The sequence below is a fragment of the uncultured Sphaerochaeta sp. genome (genome assembly GCF_963676625.2).
In the GTDB taxonomy this organism is placed as follows: domain Bacteria; phylum Spirochaetota; class Spirochaetia; order Sphaerochaetales; family Sphaerochaetaceae; genus Sphaerochaeta.
Genome location: NZ_CAXXYB010000001.1, coordinates 21,127 through 35,630, shown reverse-complemented (window position 1 = coordinate 35,630; position 14,504 = coordinate 21,127). Strand labels below are relative to the sequence as shown.

The 14,504-nt window shown below is 45.7% G+C and carries 15 protein-coding genes; 10 read left to right on the top strand and 5 right to left on the bottom strand.

Annotated features, from left to right (window positions below):
* Positions 1 to 132: 132 nt before the first annotated feature.
* The 6 genes from ACHZBG_RS00175 (at position 133) to ACHZBG_RS00150 (ending at position 7,204) form a co-directional block, all read left to right on the top strand.
* Positions 133 to 2,517, top strand: coding sequence for a DNA topoisomerase 3 (locus tag ACHZBG_RS00175; RefSeq protein ID WP_320127414.1), 2,385 nt, complete (start codon positions 133 to 135; stop codon positions 2,515 to 2,517).
* Between the two features lie 102 nt (positions 2,518 to 2,619).
* Complete coding sequence (gene dapB, locus ACHZBG_RS00170) at positions 2,620 to 3,390, top strand: 4-hydroxy-tetrahydrodipicolinate reductase (RefSeq protein WP_320127413.1); 771 nt, start codon at positions 2,620 to 2,622, stop codon at positions 3,388 to 3,390.
* Positions 3,390 to 4,301, top strand: a complete 912-nt coding sequence (gene dapA / locus ACHZBG_RS00165) for a 4-hydroxy-tetrahydrodipicolinate synthase (RefSeq protein WP_320127412.1) — start codon at positions 3,390 to 3,392, stop codon at positions 4,299 to 4,301. Before dapB ends, dapA begins: the two co-directional genes overlap by 1 nt.
* 1 nt (position 4,302) lies before the next feature.
* On the top strand, positions 4,303 to 5,532 hold the full coding sequence (locus tag ACHZBG_RS00160) for an LL-diaminopimelate aminotransferase (RefSeq protein WP_320127702.1): 1,230 nt from the start codon (positions 4,303 to 4,305) through the stop codon (positions 5,530 to 5,532).
* Entirely contained in the window at positions 5,529 to 6,794 is a 1,266-nt protein-coding gene (gene lysA / locus ACHZBG_RS00155; RefSeq protein WP_320127411.1) for a diaminopimelate decarboxylase, read from the top strand. Before ACHZBG_RS00160 ends, lysA begins: the two co-directional genes overlap by 4 nt.
* The gene (locus ACHZBG_RS00150) at positions 6,794 to 7,204 is read left to right on the top strand and encodes a YbgC/FadM family acyl-CoA thioesterase (RefSeq protein WP_320127410.1); all 411 of its coding nucleotides are present in this window, start codon (positions 6,794 to 6,796) and stop codon (positions 7,202 to 7,204) included. The genes lysA and ACHZBG_RS00150 overlap by 1 nt, the downstream gene beginning before the upstream one ends.
* 162 nt (positions 7,205 to 7,366) lie before the next feature.
* On the opposite strand, the gene ACHZBG_RS00145 is transcribed toward ACHZBG_RS00150, so the two are convergent.
* Entirely contained in the window at positions 7,367 to 8,362 is a 996-nt protein-coding gene (locus tag ACHZBG_RS00145) for a hypothetical protein (protein ID WP_320127409.1), read from the bottom strand.
* Positions 8,363 to 8,472: 110 nt separating this feature from the next.
* On the opposite strand from ACHZBG_RS00145, the gene ACHZBG_RS00140 reads away from it, so the two are divergent.
* Complete coding sequence (locus tag ACHZBG_RS00140) at positions 8,473 to 9,075, top strand: carbohydrate-binding family 9-like protein (protein WP_320127408.1); 603 nt, start codon at positions 8,473 to 8,475, stop codon at positions 9,073 to 9,075.
* Here the strand turns inward: ACHZBG_RS00140 and ACHZBG_RS00135 are convergent.
* From ACHZBG_RS00135 to ACHZBG_RS00120, 4 genes are read right to left on the bottom strand one after another with little or no spacing between them, the layout of a single operon-like run.
* On the bottom strand, positions 9,059 to 9,856 hold the full coding sequence (locus ACHZBG_RS00135; RefSeq protein WP_320127407.1) for a tRNA threonylcarbamoyladenosine dehydratase: 798 nt from the start codon (positions 9,854 to 9,856) through the stop codon (positions 9,059 to 9,061). The genes ACHZBG_RS00140 and ACHZBG_RS00135 overlap by 17 nt on opposite strands.
* Complete coding sequence (locus ACHZBG_RS00130; protein ID WP_320127406.1) at positions 9,813 to 10,487, bottom strand: TatD family hydrolase; 675 nt, start codon at positions 10,485 to 10,487, stop codon at positions 9,813 to 9,815. The genes ACHZBG_RS00135 and ACHZBG_RS00130 overlap by 44 nt, the downstream gene beginning before the upstream one ends.
* Positions 10,488 to 10,523: 36 nt before the next feature.
* Positions 10,524 to 10,835, bottom strand: a complete 312-nt coding sequence (locus tag ACHZBG_RS00125; protein WP_320127405.1) for an AzlD domain-containing protein — start codon at positions 10,833 to 10,835, stop codon at positions 10,524 to 10,526.
* Complete coding sequence (locus ACHZBG_RS00120) at positions 10,832 to 11,554, bottom strand: AzlC family ABC transporter permease (protein ID WP_320127404.1); 723 nt, start codon at positions 11,552 to 11,554, stop codon at positions 10,832 to 10,834. Before ACHZBG_RS00120 ends, ACHZBG_RS00125 begins: the two co-directional genes overlap by 4 nt.
* Before the next feature lie 77 nt (positions 11,555 to 11,631).
* Between ACHZBG_RS00120 and ACHZBG_RS00115 the strand changes: the two genes are divergently transcribed.
* From ACHZBG_RS00115 to ACHZBG_RS00105, 3 genes are all read left to right on the top strand, one after another.
* Positions 11,632 to 12,405 carry a hypothetical protein gene (locus tag ACHZBG_RS00115; protein WP_320127403.1) on the top strand — a complete coding sequence of 258 codons (774 nt, stop codon included), beginning with the start codon at positions 11,632 to 11,634 and terminating at the stop codon, positions 12,403 to 12,405.
* 54 nt (positions 12,406 to 12,459) lie between these two features.
* Positions 12,460 to 13,008 (top strand): TetR/AcrR family transcriptional regulator C-terminal domain-containing protein, encoded by a 549-nt coding sequence (locus ACHZBG_RS00110; RefSeq protein ID WP_320127402.1) that lies wholly within the window; start codon positions 12,460 to 12,462, stop codon positions 13,006 to 13,008.
* Positions 13,009 to 13,172: 164 nt separating this feature from the next.
* Positions 13,173 to 14,504 (top strand): radical SAM protein, encoded by a 1,332-nt coding sequence (locus tag ACHZBG_RS00105; protein WP_320127401.1) that lies wholly within the window; start codon positions 13,173 to 13,175, stop codon positions 14,502 to 14,504.

The following is a 14,504-nucleotide window of genomic DNA, read 5'->3' as shown; positions in this document are numbered from 1 at the left end:
TTGCTAATAACAAATAATATTTTTATTGTTTGTTTTGCATCATTTCTTCTTGATTCTCCAGATTCCCGAAATTTATTCATCTTGCTCCTTTGGTAGGGTTGAGGGTATAGTTTTGCTCAGGGGGACCATGAATTGAAGAAACTTGTTCTTGCTGAAAAACCTAGTGTGGGAAGGGAACTTGCCCGTGTGCTTGATTGTCGGATACGTGAGAAAGGATATTCCGAAGGAGAAGGGTATGTGGTGACCTGGGCACTGGGGCATCTTGTTGAACTGGCCCAACCAGCTACGTATAGTGAGCGTTATCGGCGTTGGTCACTTAGGGATCTTCCGATGCTTCCTGATACCCTGGAACAAGAGGTTATCAGCCAGAGCCAAGAACAATTTGCGGTGGTCAAAGCCCTTCTCAATAGAGATGATATCGATAGCTTGATAATTGCGACAGATGCAGGACGGGAAGGGGAATTGGTTGCCAGATGGATCATGAAGCTCAGTAATTTTACGAAACCTGCCCAACGTCTTTGGATCAGCAGCCAAACAGATGCCGCGATAAAGGAAGGTTTTTCCAATCTCAAGGATGCCTCTTTGTATGACAATCTCTTCTATGCCGCTGAAAGCAGGGCAGCTGCCGATTGGTATGTAGGCTTGAATGTAACACGTGCCTTGACCTGTCATTATGATGCGAAACTTTCCGCCGGTCGGGTACAGACTCCAACCCTGGCTCTGATGACGAATAGGGAAGATGAAATTGAAGCCTTTTCAGGCCAGTTCTATTGGACTTTGAAAGCTGACTTTGGATCTTTCAGTGCTTCCTGGTACAGTACGGAGGATTCCATTCGGATCTCATCCGAAAAACAGGCGCAGGAGCTTGAGGCTTTGCTTCCTGGCAAGACCGGCACGGTGACCAGTCTTGTTACTGCCGAGAAGGGCGAACAACCTCCTCTTGCCTATGACCTTACGGAATTGCAGAGGGATGCCAACATGTTACTGGACTTCAGTGCCAAGCAGACTCTCGATACGTTGCAACGCCTCTATGAACAATACAAGATAGTAACCTATCCTCGTACCGATAGCCGTTACATTACACATGATATCGTGGCCACGATTCCCCAACGTCTCAAGGCCTTGGCCTCCACCCCGTTTGGGTCCAGTGCCGCTGCCTTTGTCGAAAAGGGATTCCGAATCGATGAACAACGTTTTGTCCAGGATTTGCAAGTTACCGATCATCATGCAATCATCCCAACAGAACAGCGAGTTGATATCGCACGTCTTTCCAACGAAGAACGATCCCTTTGGGAATTGATAGTCATACGGTTTCTGGAAGTACTCTCTCCCGATTATGAATACCGTACGACAACGCTGGTAGCCGAGGTTGAAGGCCAGAAATTCCAGACCAGGCTTACCATTCCTACCAAGCAAGGGTGGAGGGATGTTGCCAGGATCATAGGCCGACGCAGTGCTGCCACCAATGTAATGGATGAGGGAGATTTCAACGCGTCCCTCGCTTCCCTTATTGAAGGAGCCCCTGTTCAGATACAGACAATAAAACTCAGGAAGATGACCACCAGTGCCCCTGAAAGGTATACGGAGGCTACCTTGCTTTCAGCGATGGAACATGCAGGACGTTTCGTTGATGATGCAACCTTGAAAAAAAGACTTTCCAATGGGTTGGGAACGCCTGCAACTCGAGCAGATATCATCGAAAAGCTTATCCAGAATAATTATGTCGAGCGAAAGGCAAAGGAATTGGTTCCCACGGCAAAAGGCAGGGAAGTGGTCCGTCTGGCACCTATGCAACTCCGTTCCCCTGAATTGACCGGACAATGGGAAGACAGGCTTGCAAAGATTGCGGAAGGAAAGGAAGCGAGTGGTCCTTTTATTGCAGATATAAAACAAAATACCCGAGATCTGGTCAAACAAGTAATCCAAAGCGGGGAAGTCTTTGCCCCCAAGTACACCAATATGAAGGTATGCCCTTTTTGCAAGGGTCCCATGATGAAGGTTGTCGATGAAATTGGTCAGGATCATTATGTGTGCCAGAGACTTTCCTGTTCCTATGAGGAAATGGAAGTCAAGAAACGCGTTCCGGTCAGTAAACCTCAGGTGGAAAAGAAAGAGAGTGCAGTTGCGCCCAAGACTGTGGTCAAGGTTGTTGCAAAAGCCAAACCGGTGACCGATTCTACTGGAAAGAAAAAGGTGTTGCTCGTAAAGAAGACCCTACCAAAGACTTCTCACCTTGAGTCTTTTTCCCTACCTGATGATAAGGTTGACAAGCAGGAAAGAACCTATACCTGGGAGACTGTTACTGAAGTGGTACGTCCCAGCAAGCTTGCCTATCGTGGGGAACAATACCAAAGGGAGTCGACAAGACCCCAGGCCAGGGAAGATCGTCCCTGGGGAAATAGTGGGAAGAGTACCTTGGAACCTGATGGTTCCACTGCTGCTGGAGGGACCTTTGCTGATTTTTTGAAGGCAAGCAAGGAAAGAAATAACCGTGAACATGAAAAGAAACGGAAATAAAAGTTTTAAATAATAAGTTTATGTTATAATAAAAACATTTTGTTATTGTGTAGACAGTGCTGTAGTTTTTCTGGTATCCTTCACTTGTATTTGGAGGAGATTATGCGAATCGCAATTGTTGGATATGGAAAGATGGGGAAATTGATCAGGACGGAAGCCCTTTCTTGTGGACATGAAGTGGTGGCCGTCATTGATCCCTGGTCCCCGGCTCCTGAGATTACTGCGTTGAATCTTGATGCCGCAACACTTGGAGGATGTGATGTTGCCATCGATTTTACCCATCCTGCGACCATAGTGGACGATATAGTCCTCTATGCTCGTCTGGGAATTCCCGCTGTCATTGGTACGACAGGATGGTATGACCGTCTCGATGAAGTCAAGGATACCGTAGAAGGTCTGGATTGTTCCATTATCTATAGCGGAAACTATTCGATGGGCGTGGCTGTGTTCTTGCAGATTGTAAAGAAAGCAGCCCTGCTGTTTGACCGGGTTGGAGGCTATGATTCCTTTATACAGGAAATACATCATGCACAGAAGGCGGATAGTCCTTCCGGTACAGCCTCCATGCTGGCTCAGATCTTGCTTGACAATAGTTCATCCAAACAGTCGATTGTCGCTGAAACCTTGCATCGTAAGCGTGAAGATGATGAAATACAGGTGGGCTCAATCCGTAGTGGCTATTACCCCGGGACCCACACCGTTTGTTTTGACAGTCCTGATGATACGATTGAATTGACCCATAGGGCACGTTCCCGTGAAGGCTTTGCCGTAGGGGCAGTAAAGGCAGCCCAATGGATCGCCGATGGCAGAAAAGGATTTTTTACCCTTTCTGATATGCTTGATGACGTATTTAAAAATATGGAGGATGAGTGATGGCTGAAAAACTCTTTCAAGGAGTGTTCACTGCAATGATCACTCCTTTTACCAAAAAGGATAATCTTGATGAGGAAGCTCTTCATCAAATCATCGAAAAGCAGATCGTAAGCGGTGTAGATGGATTGGTACCTTGCGGAACTACCGGAGAAAGCCCGACCTTAAGTCATGACGAACATGATCGAACCATAGCCTTGACAGTTAAATATGCAAATGGAAGAGTCCCTGTCATTGCCGGTACTGGTTCGAATGCGACCACTGAAGCCATAAGGCTTTCCAGACATGCCCAGGAAGTAGGGACCGATGCAGTACTTTTGGTCAATCCTTATTACAACAAACCCACTCAAAAGGGATTGTTCCTTCATTTCAAGGCTATTGCCGATAGTGTCGATATTCCCTGCATTCTCTACAATATCAAGGGAAGAACCGGAGTGAATATCGAGACCGATACGCTCATTGCCCTCAGTGAAGCTTGCCCCAATATCGTCGGGGTAAAGGAAGCAAGCGGAAGTATCGAACAGATTCAATCGGTAATTACCAGATCTCATTCAGAATTTACAGTGCTAAGTGGTGATGATAACCTTTCGCTTGATCTGATCGAGGCCGGTGGGGACGGGGTGATTTCTGTTGGCTCCAATATCTGTCCTGCCTATATATCAAAGATGATTCACCTTGCCCTCAAGGGAAATATGGTTGAGGCACGGCAAATGGAAAAGAATCTCAGTGGATTTTTCAGGGCCTGTTTTTTGGAGACGAATCCTATTCCCATTAAATCTGCCATGGGGCGCTACAATTGGTGCGAGGAATCATTCAGATTACCTATATGCACCTATGAAAACGAAGAGAATCGTACGCTTCTTTATGCAGAACTGGATAAACTTGATAGCCTTGGTGCAGTTGGGAGACGATAGAATGGCGACGATCAATCATAATTTTACAAAACTATCCAGTGGATATTTATTTCCCGAAATTGCCAGACGGACTGCTTTGTGGCAGAAAGCGCATCCTGAGGCAACTGTCTTGCGATTGGGAATAGGGAACACCACCGAAGCTTTGAGTCCTGCGGTCTGCAAGGTTTTGCATGACAAGGTTGATTTGCTTTCCCAACGTGATACCTATAGTGGCTATGGAGACGAACAAGGAGACACCTACCTCAGGGAAGCCTTGGTTACGTATTATAAGCAGCATGGAGTAGTTCTTGAACCCACTGAGTTTTTTGTAAGCGATGGGGCCAAGAGTGATGCGGCAAATATTCAGGACATCTTTGGACAGGACAATATTGTTGCCATCCAGGATCCAGCCTATCCTGTATATGTCGACAGCAACGTAGTTGGGGGTAGAACCGGGGAATTCAATAAAGAGCGACTTTGTTATGATGGCTTTGTCTATCTTGCCAGCAATGAAGGAAATGGTTTTGTTCCTGAACCCCCTACACAGAAAGTGGATCTCATTTATCTGTGCAGTCCCAATAATCCTACCGGGGCGGTTGCCTCCAGGGAGCAATTGAAGGCTTTTGTTGACTATGCCCTTGAAAACAAGGCTGTCATTATTTTTGACAGTGCCTATTGCGAGTATATAACCGAAGAAAATTATCCTCGTTCCATCTATGAAATCGCAGAGGCAAAAAAATGTGCCATAGAGATCAACAGCTTCTCAAAATTCTCGGGATTCACCGGGGTGCGACTTGGTTGGACAATCGTTCCCAAGGCTCTTGAATGTGAGGATGGACCTGCAGGATTGCTTAACCAGATGTGGAATCGCAGACAGTGTACTTTCTTCAACGGAGCAAGCAATATTGCCCAGGCCGGTGGCTATGCGGTCCTTTCTGGGGAAGGTTTGAAACAAAGTCAGGCCTTGGTTGCCTATTATATGGAAAATGCACGGATTATCCGAGAAGGGCTCTCCCAGGTAGGTTTGACGGTATATGGGGGAATAAACAGTCCCTATATTTGGGCACGAACTCCAAACGATATGCTCAGTTGGGATTTCTTTGACCTGTTGTTGGATTCTTGTCACGTGGTGGTAACTCCTGGTAGTGGATTTGGTCCTTCTGGAGAACACTATATTCGGGTCTCCTCTTATGGACATCGAGAAAACGTCGTAAAAGCCATGCAATCAATCGAGGAGAATCTGCAGATATGAGCGAAAAAAAATTACCGTTGTCATCTGAAAAATTGCTTGCCTTGGGGGCTGCCCTCCAAACCCCTTTTTATCTGTACGATGAAAAGGCGATCGTGGAGAACGCCCGCAATTTCCAGAAACTATTCAGTTGGGTTCCCGGGTTTTGTAATTACTATGCAGTAAAGGCTTGCCCCAATCCTACAATTCTTTCCATTCTTGGCAAGGAAGGTTTTGGTTCTGACTGCTCTTCCCTGCCTGAATTGTTGCTGAGCAAGGCAAGTGGAATCACTGGGGAACAAATCATGTTTACCAGCAATGATACGCCTGATGAGGAATTTATCGAGGCGTATGAAGAGGGTGCCATCATAAACCTCGATGACATTACTCACATAGAAGCCTTGGAACGGTCCATAAAAAAAGTTCCTGAGCTGATTTGCTTTCGGTACAATCCGGGTCCTGAGCGAACAGGCAATGCAATAATCGGCAATCCTGTCGAGGCCAAGTATGGAGTCACTGCCGACCAAGTAGTCGATTGTTACCGAATAATGAAGAAAAAGGGTGTGAAGCGATTTGGTTTGCATACCATGGTGGCTTCCAATGAGCTTGATGGCACCTATATCGTCGAGACTGCCAGGATGCTCTTTGAACTCTGTGTCCGTATCAAGAAAGAAGCTGGGGTCCGTATCGAATTCATTGATATGGGCGGAGGTATAGGTATTCCCTATAGACCTGAGCAAGACGGTATGAACTTGGAGAAGGTAAGTCTTGGCATGAAAGCCTTGTACGACCAGATTGTCGTTCCTGCTGGCTTGGACCCCTTGAAGATTGTGTTCGAATGTGGCCGTTGCATTACGGGGCCCTATGGATATCTCTTTAGCAGGGTCTTGCATGTCACTCAAAAATATAAGCACTATGTAGGACTTGATGCCTCAATGGCAGATTTGATGCGGCCAGCCCTGTATGGCGCGTATCATCATATTACAGTGGTGGGGAAGACAGAAAAGCCTCTTGACCATATCTATGATGTCACTGGTTCCCTATGCGAAAACAACGACAAGTTTGCCATCGATCGGAGTCTTCCCAAAATTGAGGAAGGCGATTTGCTTGCCATTCACGATGCAGGTGCGCATGGACATTCCATGGGATTCAATTACAATGCAAAATTACGCCCGGCAGAGTATTTGCTCAAAACCGATGGTTCGATAGTGATGATTCGACGAAGACAGACTTATGATGATTATGTTTCAACCCTTAGATTTGAGGGCGCTTTGGTGGAGGTTTGATGTTTCGATTTCCTATACGTGTGTATTACAGTGATACTGATTGCGGAGGTATAGTCTATCATGGACGATATCTGGACTTTGCCGAGCATGCACGAACAGAATTGCTCAGGCTTGTGGCAAAAACAGGGGACGAAGGCTCTCAGAGCCGACTGCTGGAGACCCAGGATCTGGCGTTTGTTGTCAAATCGATTGCCATTGACTATCAAAAGCCCGGCAAGTTGGATGACCAGCTTTTTGTTGAGACCTCTGTGCTGGAAGCAAAGCATTTTTCACTGACGTTTTTGCAGACAGTCTTGCGGGGTGAGGAGACGCTTTGCAGCATGCAAGTCAGGGTTGCCTCCATCAATACCAAGACGCTTCGGCCGGTTGTGTTGCCCCCTTGGTTATTGCCTGCCGTACAAGCTTTGTAATATTGCAAGGCATCTTGGTAAATTTTTTTGGTTCCGTAATTTACACTTTTCTACTTGGTTAGGGAGAAAAAACCAGTCGTTTCCTTGAACGGCTGGTTTTCACTATCTGCTGGGGGATGCCTATTTCTTCCAATTTTTTTACCTTTGAAGAGAAATACCCTCTTATTTAACAGGCATGCTTACCAAAATCGTTGAACTTCCGATACTGCCCAGAGCATCTGTTTTTACGATGATGTCGTATCGATGAGTACCTGGAGAAGGGACGCAAGTATAGCTAAACCCATTGGCAGGTAGAATATCTCCTTCACAATACCAGGTGGGTGTAATCGATTTTAATGTGAGTCCGGCAGGAAGATTTTCAACAGTGAAGGTCAGACAAACTTCTTGTCCTGCTTTCGGGACTTCTGGAACACACGTGACCGATCCTTTCAAAGGCATCATGGTCTCATTGATTATGGTAATCTTGAAAGTTGTCGAGAGGTCTCCTATTACCATATTCATTGATCCGAATGTGAGACTGTTCTCGATGATTCGCACTGCTTCCGCTGCGCCGCTTATTGCAATACCTTGGCTATACAGCTTTGCATAAAGCATATAGGACCCTGCCGGAAGGGATTTTAGGGCAAATGAGGCGGATCCTTGTGCCTTGTTTATAGTTAGTGCAGGCAGGGTAATGGTAGTTCCCTTCTGATTGACCAACGAAAGTTCAAGATTAGTATCATTTGCAACTTGCTCCGGATCCCAGGAAAATCCTACCGAAAGGCTACCGTCTCCTCCCAGTTCATCAAGAGTCAGTACAGCAGTTGCCGTGGATTTCGAAAGAATGGCAACAGAGGATCCTGTTGCCAGGATGTTTTTCTTGCTGTTCAAGGCCAGGGCTTTCAAGTTCCAGGTTCCGATGGCCAGATTACCCAACGTGATGGGACTCGAAGCAGAATCAATATGTATTGTGGCTCCGCAAGGACCTGTTCCATCAATATGATAGGAATCGATTTCCATGGTTTGTGAATCTGGCGACAGAGCTCGTTGAGTTGATGAGAGTGTATCGCAGGAAAGTTTCAATAGTAAGTTACCGACTTGTGGTCCCTGGCCATCGCAACTGGTAAAAAGCGTTAGCACACCGAGTAGGGTGAGTGCTATACAAAAGTCTTTTTTCATTTGATCCTCCTCTTGGATGTTTCTTCATAAGAGAGAGAATCTACATATTTACTTCAAACCCCGATTGGAAAATCCCCTCGTTGTCGGCTATACTGCTCGCGGAGGAAGGTATGGAAGAGCAGATGTTGGTACATGTCCCAAAAGCTGATATATCATGTGGGGTTCCTTTGTTGCTTGAACCTCAATGGAATGAACAGGAAGGTGTTCAGGTCTCCTTGAGACTTAGCCATGATGAACGATTTCTCTTGGTCAGGTTTTCAGTTGTTGAAAAACAATTGTTGCGGATGTGCACCAAGCAAAATGACCCTGTCTATACCGATAGTTGCGTTGAGGTCTTTCTTCAGAAAGAAGGCGAAGCGGACTATATAAATTTTGAATTCAGTGCCTCGGGAAACGCTTTGGTAGGAAAGGGAAAAGGCAGGCAGGGAAGAACTTTGTTCCCTGTGGAGGTAATTGACCAGATTCCCATTTCTGTAACTATCTTGGAGAACACCCTGGAGCAAAGCTTCTGGAAACTTGAAGCTTCCCTTGATTTGTTTAAATTTGGTCTTGCCATCGAGGGCCAGGCCCTGGATTCCCTTCGCTTGAAAGGAAATTTCTATAAATGTGGCGATAACTTGAAACAGCCTCATTATCTTGCCTATGGTCCGATTGGGACGGTCAAACCGGATTTTCATACGCCCTCTTTTTTTGTCCCTATCGTTTTGATGTAGTGTTGCTGACTGCTTCCCCATGGAGTAAATCTCCTCCAAGAATCTGGTCGAGGGCAATATGGGCAAGTGTCTGCCCAAAGATTGCGGTAATGGTGGGTAGGCTTCCCAGAATATTTCGTTTTCGTCCTTGTCTTTGCTCAAGATTGCTGGAATCCGGATCATATTCTTCTTGAGGATCCTGGTAGGTAAAACGGACTCTTTCTGGTGAAAATACGACTTTGATTCCAGTGCCCACCCCGAGTTTGCGAAGATTTGAGCGAACCTGTTTTGCCAAGGGACAGCCAAAAGTATCCATCAGGTCTGCTGTCCGTATCAGGGAAGGGTCCCTCCGTAAAGCAGCTCCCATGCTACTGACGATGGGAATGTGTTTTTCATAGGCTTTTTGCAGAAGCGAGCATTTTGGCCCCAGGGAATCGATTGCATCGACTATGAGATCCGTGGGGTTTTCCAAAAGGCTATCCAGGTTATCTTCCTGGACGAACATCTGGAGAAGCTCGACTTTGCAGTCGGGATTGATTGATTGTATGCGTTCCTTTGCTACCTCGGTTTTCTTTCTTCCCAAGGTTTCATAGGTTGCCAGTATCTGACGATTCAAATTGGTGATTCCCACAATGTCGAAGTCAACCAGTCTCACCTGTCCGATTCCACTTCGTACCAGCGATTCCATACAAGTTCCTCCCACAGCACCCAAGCCGACGATGGTAACTGTTTTTGTATGGAGGTTTTCTACGACCTCTTCACCGAGGAGTCGTGTTATTCGCAAGAATTGATCTGCATTCATAACCTTTCCTTATCAACTGCTCCACTGGTATTCCCAGCATGGAGGAAATGTTTTTGTATTGGTTTTCCAAAATTTGGGTATAGGGTAATGTACCTGGTCCTTCGTAATCGGTTTCTATAGCAAGGGGAAAGTCTTTCAGGGCAGAGAGGTGTTTGCCAATTCTTGTTTTTCCGATGGAAAGACCGAAAGAGAGGATACATCCTTTTCTTGATACTTCTCTGGCAGTTTCGATGCTACCGGTAAATCCATGCCAAAGGAGTCTGGGTAAACGGTTCCCGGCTGCCTTGATACAGGTAAGGGCCAGTCCATCTGCCTGGACAATATGCAAGGTAAGGCTTCTGTCCAGTTCGAAGGCCAGATCGAGGGTGGCGCTGAGAAAGGCTTCCTGACTGGCCATATCTGCAAACCTTCGGTCCAGTCCGACTTCCCCGATTTGGATGGTTGGATGGGAATGCAAAAAAGCCTGCAAGTCCTCCAGAATCGAAAGAGGGGTATTGCCCAAGGCTCCTGCAGCTCCAATTGCAATTGAGGAGAGAGAGTCCAGTACTTCCCATTCTTTTTTGCTTGAGGTGCAATACAGGGCATCGCTTGTTTTTTCCTGGGCTACAAAATGTCGGTGTGCATCGAACATATGGATATCCTAGATTTCCTTTCCCTGCAAGTCAAGTTACAAAAGAAGAACGAGGTAGGTTACCAAGACACTGGCAAGAATGGGAAATATCATACCACGTTTATAATAGGCAATTAAAAAAGAGGCCGCAATTCCAAGTAATCCTGCATACCATTGTCCATGGAAATCCGTTATGACTCCAGGAAAAATCAAGGCACCCAGTGCGGCGATGGGTAACAGACGTAAACATTTACCGATGAATCTTGGCAATCTGTCGAGAAACGAAGCATAATACGGTAAGGCACGCACCAAGAATGTAGCAAAGGCTGTCACAAAAATATATACGAATATAGGGATTTCTGTCGTCATGGTAATTCCTCGATATCTTGATCAGGCGAAACCAAGGCCCCAAATACTGCAGACAGAAGCATCGCAATGACAAAAGCCCAACCGGTCCCAAGATGAAACAGACAAACCAGAAGACTGTTCAGCAGTGCCGAGATACCTGCAATTGCCAATACCAAAATTCCCTTCTGTCGTAATTCCTGAGCAAAAAGGGAACTGAACATTGCATATAGGGTAACGCCCACTGCCAACTGAAGTTCATGGGGGAGTATCATTCCAATCAAGAAACCTACGATTGTTCCGCTTACCCAGCCAGTATAGGATGTCAGCTCCAAGGCAAGTAGGTAATTTGAAGAAAGCAATCCATTGTGAAGGATGGCCACAGAAAATACTTCATCGGTCGTTCCATGGGCGATCAGGATTCTTTTGATTCCCGTGATACCCGTATCAAGTTTTAAATTGAGTGCTGCGCCCATGAAGGAATACCGTATATTGATAAGAAGGACACTGATGAATATCTCGAATAGCAAGGCTCCCGAGGATAAGAGATTGATTGCGAGGAATTGTCCGCTTCCTGCAAAATTAGTCAGGGAGAAAAGTGCTGACTCTCCCAAGCTGAGTCCAATATTCCTGCAAATCAAACCGAATGCCATTGCCGTGGGAAAATAACCAATGAATATCGGAAAACCATCTTGTATTCCTTGTTTGGCAGTGAGATTCTCTATTTGTTTCTCAATTTGCATAGGTAGCCGATCATATCGTTTTGTTATCTTTCCCGCAAGTGGGGAATATGGTACACTGAGTCATCAGGAGATGAATGATGGCTGTTTATGTAGAAAATTCCGGTATGGGGTTCTTGGTGAAAGAGGGTTCACTCGACCAAGATAGATTATTGCAATGGTTCAAGGAATCTACACGCATTGCCGCTGTGCAAGGTGCTTATTATAGTAAGTTGTTCGATAGCGGATTGGAGATTCTGTTCAGAACCGTCAACCAGGGGGATGATCTTCAGATAGTGGGAGTTGATATGCACATGAGCGGTCGTTGCATATGGCAAGCGAAACCTCTTGCGACCGTAGGTCTGGGAGAACCACTTCTTGTATCGCTCTTGATGACAAATCCAGATGAGACTTGCGCTTTCATTGCCGATATCGTCCATGCCGCAACCATAGAGAAAATTGACGAGGATACTATTCTTTCTTTGCAAGTCTGCGCGTTTCCCCAGGCGATGGATGTCTATGACAGTCGTCAAGCGTACGAGCAAGCAACCCCAGGTCCATCCCTTTTGGAGGATCGTAAATTATTGCCGTTCAATTATATCATGGCACGGGATGAGAAACTGGAAGAAAAGAAACGAGAGGGTTATGAGGTACAGGAAAAGCTCATGTTGGCTTGTGGTCCTGTCCTGTCCGTGGATAAACGCTCTCATGGTACAGAGGACACGTCTTGCCTGGTAGCTACCATCAGCACCGAGATGGGGCATCTTGATTTGGTGTTTTCTCCTTCCCAGCTTGGAAAGGAATTGAAAAAAGGGGCATATGTAGTTGCCAGTTGCATCATCAGTGCAGATGTCATGGTTAAACAATCCTTATAGTCGAGGATTGTATTGTTTGTTGACAGAATAGATGGTGATATTCATAATGTGAATATGTCAAATGCATCGATTACCAAGGCAGCCTTGGCTCAGGCCATGAAAGAGTGTATGGCCACTACTCCGTTTGCAAAAATTTCCATTGGGAATATTTGCAACAAATGCGGCCTCAACAGGAAAAGTTTTTATTATCATTTTCGTGATAAATATGAATTGATCAATTGGATTTATGAAACTGAAATCGGACATACTGTCCGGGAAGAACTTTCAGACAAGCATACTTCTGAGCTGGCCCTTATGATTTGTGAGTATTTTGAGCAAAACAAGGTTTTCTATTCGAATGCACTTGAAGTAACTGGTCCCAACTCATTCAGGGATTATTTTGAACGAAATCTTGAACCCTTGGTTGTCCAGACTTTGCATGTTGACGGACCATCCCCCTTTGATAGCAAGGAACTGACAGCGGTTGTCAGTGACTTTTGCTTGTCTGCAATTCAACGTTGGTTGAAAAGCAATTCCAATATGGATTCCAAGCAATTTCTGGAAAACCTTACCACTGTAAGCATTAAATTGGCTGCACGTTTTCTGGAATTGTTGGGAAACTGAGAAATAGGAAAAAATCCACCCCATCTTTCCTCATCTGTCCCAAAACGGGACATTCCCAAGATATTGGGGCTGTCCTGCTACAAGGTCTCAGCATATCTTTGAATCAGAGAAGGGAAGAATAGACTGCTCATCCCTTCATCTTGAATTTTCAAGGGAGGTTGGAGATGAACAAGACCAAGAATCAGGTTACAGCCAGTCTTGCTGAAGTAGCCTTGGGCTATATAGGGGAAGATCCTGAGGCTAATCTGCCAAAATTACTGAAATGGGTGGACAGAATCGATTCAAAGGATGCCTATAAAGGGGCTCGTGATTTTTTGCGAGATATTCTGGATCATCCCCAGGGGAATTGGTACAAGTATATCATCGGGCTTTGGAATGACCTTGATGCAGAAGTCCGAAAGGTATTGTTCAAGAATTTTTTTGTGAATTCAGTTCTGATCGGTCGTGCAAATCAAAAAGATTTGGCAAAGACTCATGGTTGCAATCTTCCTTGGGCCATTCTTATGGACCCCACCAGTGCCTGCAATCTCCACTGTACAGGCTGTTGGGCCGCAGAGTATGGCAACAAACTGAATATGGATTATGCGACCCTGGATTCCATTATCCGGCAAGGAAAAGATCTGGGGACTTACATGTATATCTATAGTGGAGGGGAACCGCTTGTTCGCAAAAAGGATGTCATCAAGCTCTGTGAAGCGCATCCAGATTGTCAGTTCCTGGCATTTACCAACGGGACCCTGATTGACGAGGAGTTTGCAAAGGAGATGCTTCGGGTCAAGAATTTTATCCCGGCGATAAGTATCGAGGGATTCGAAAAAGAGACTGATTTCAGACGAGGCAAGGGAACCTATCAGGCCGTAGTCAAGGCAATGGAGATACTGAAAGAGCATCATTTGCCGTTTGGCATAAGTTGTTGCTATACCTCCCAGAATGTTGAGGTGATCGGAAGCGAACGTTATATCGACTCCATGATAGAAATGGGCGCTAAGTTTGCCTGGTTCTTCACCTATATTCCTGTAGGTGACAAAGCTGTTCCTTCATTGATGGCCAGTGCGGAGCAACGGAAATTCATGTATACCCAGCTTAGGGCGATGCGCAAGACAAAACCCATCTTTACCATGGATTTTTGGAATGACGGGGAGTTTGTGCAAGGGTGTATCGCAGGTGGACGGTGTTATCTGCATATCAATGCCAATGGGGATATAGAGCCTTGTGCCTTCATTCATTACAGTGATAGCAATATTCATGAGAAGACTCTCCTGGAAGCCTTCAAAAGCCCTCTCTTCATGCAATATTATAAAAATCAACCCTTCAATGAAAATCATCTCAGACCCTGTCCGCTTTTGGACAATCCTGAGAGATTACGATCCATGATTCATGCAACCCAAGCAGCCTCCACTGATCTTGAGCATCCTGAGGATGTTGATGATCTCACTGCAAAATGCGAATCCGCAAGTGAGCGATGGGCAAAAATAGCAGAGGAGCTTTGGGCCTGA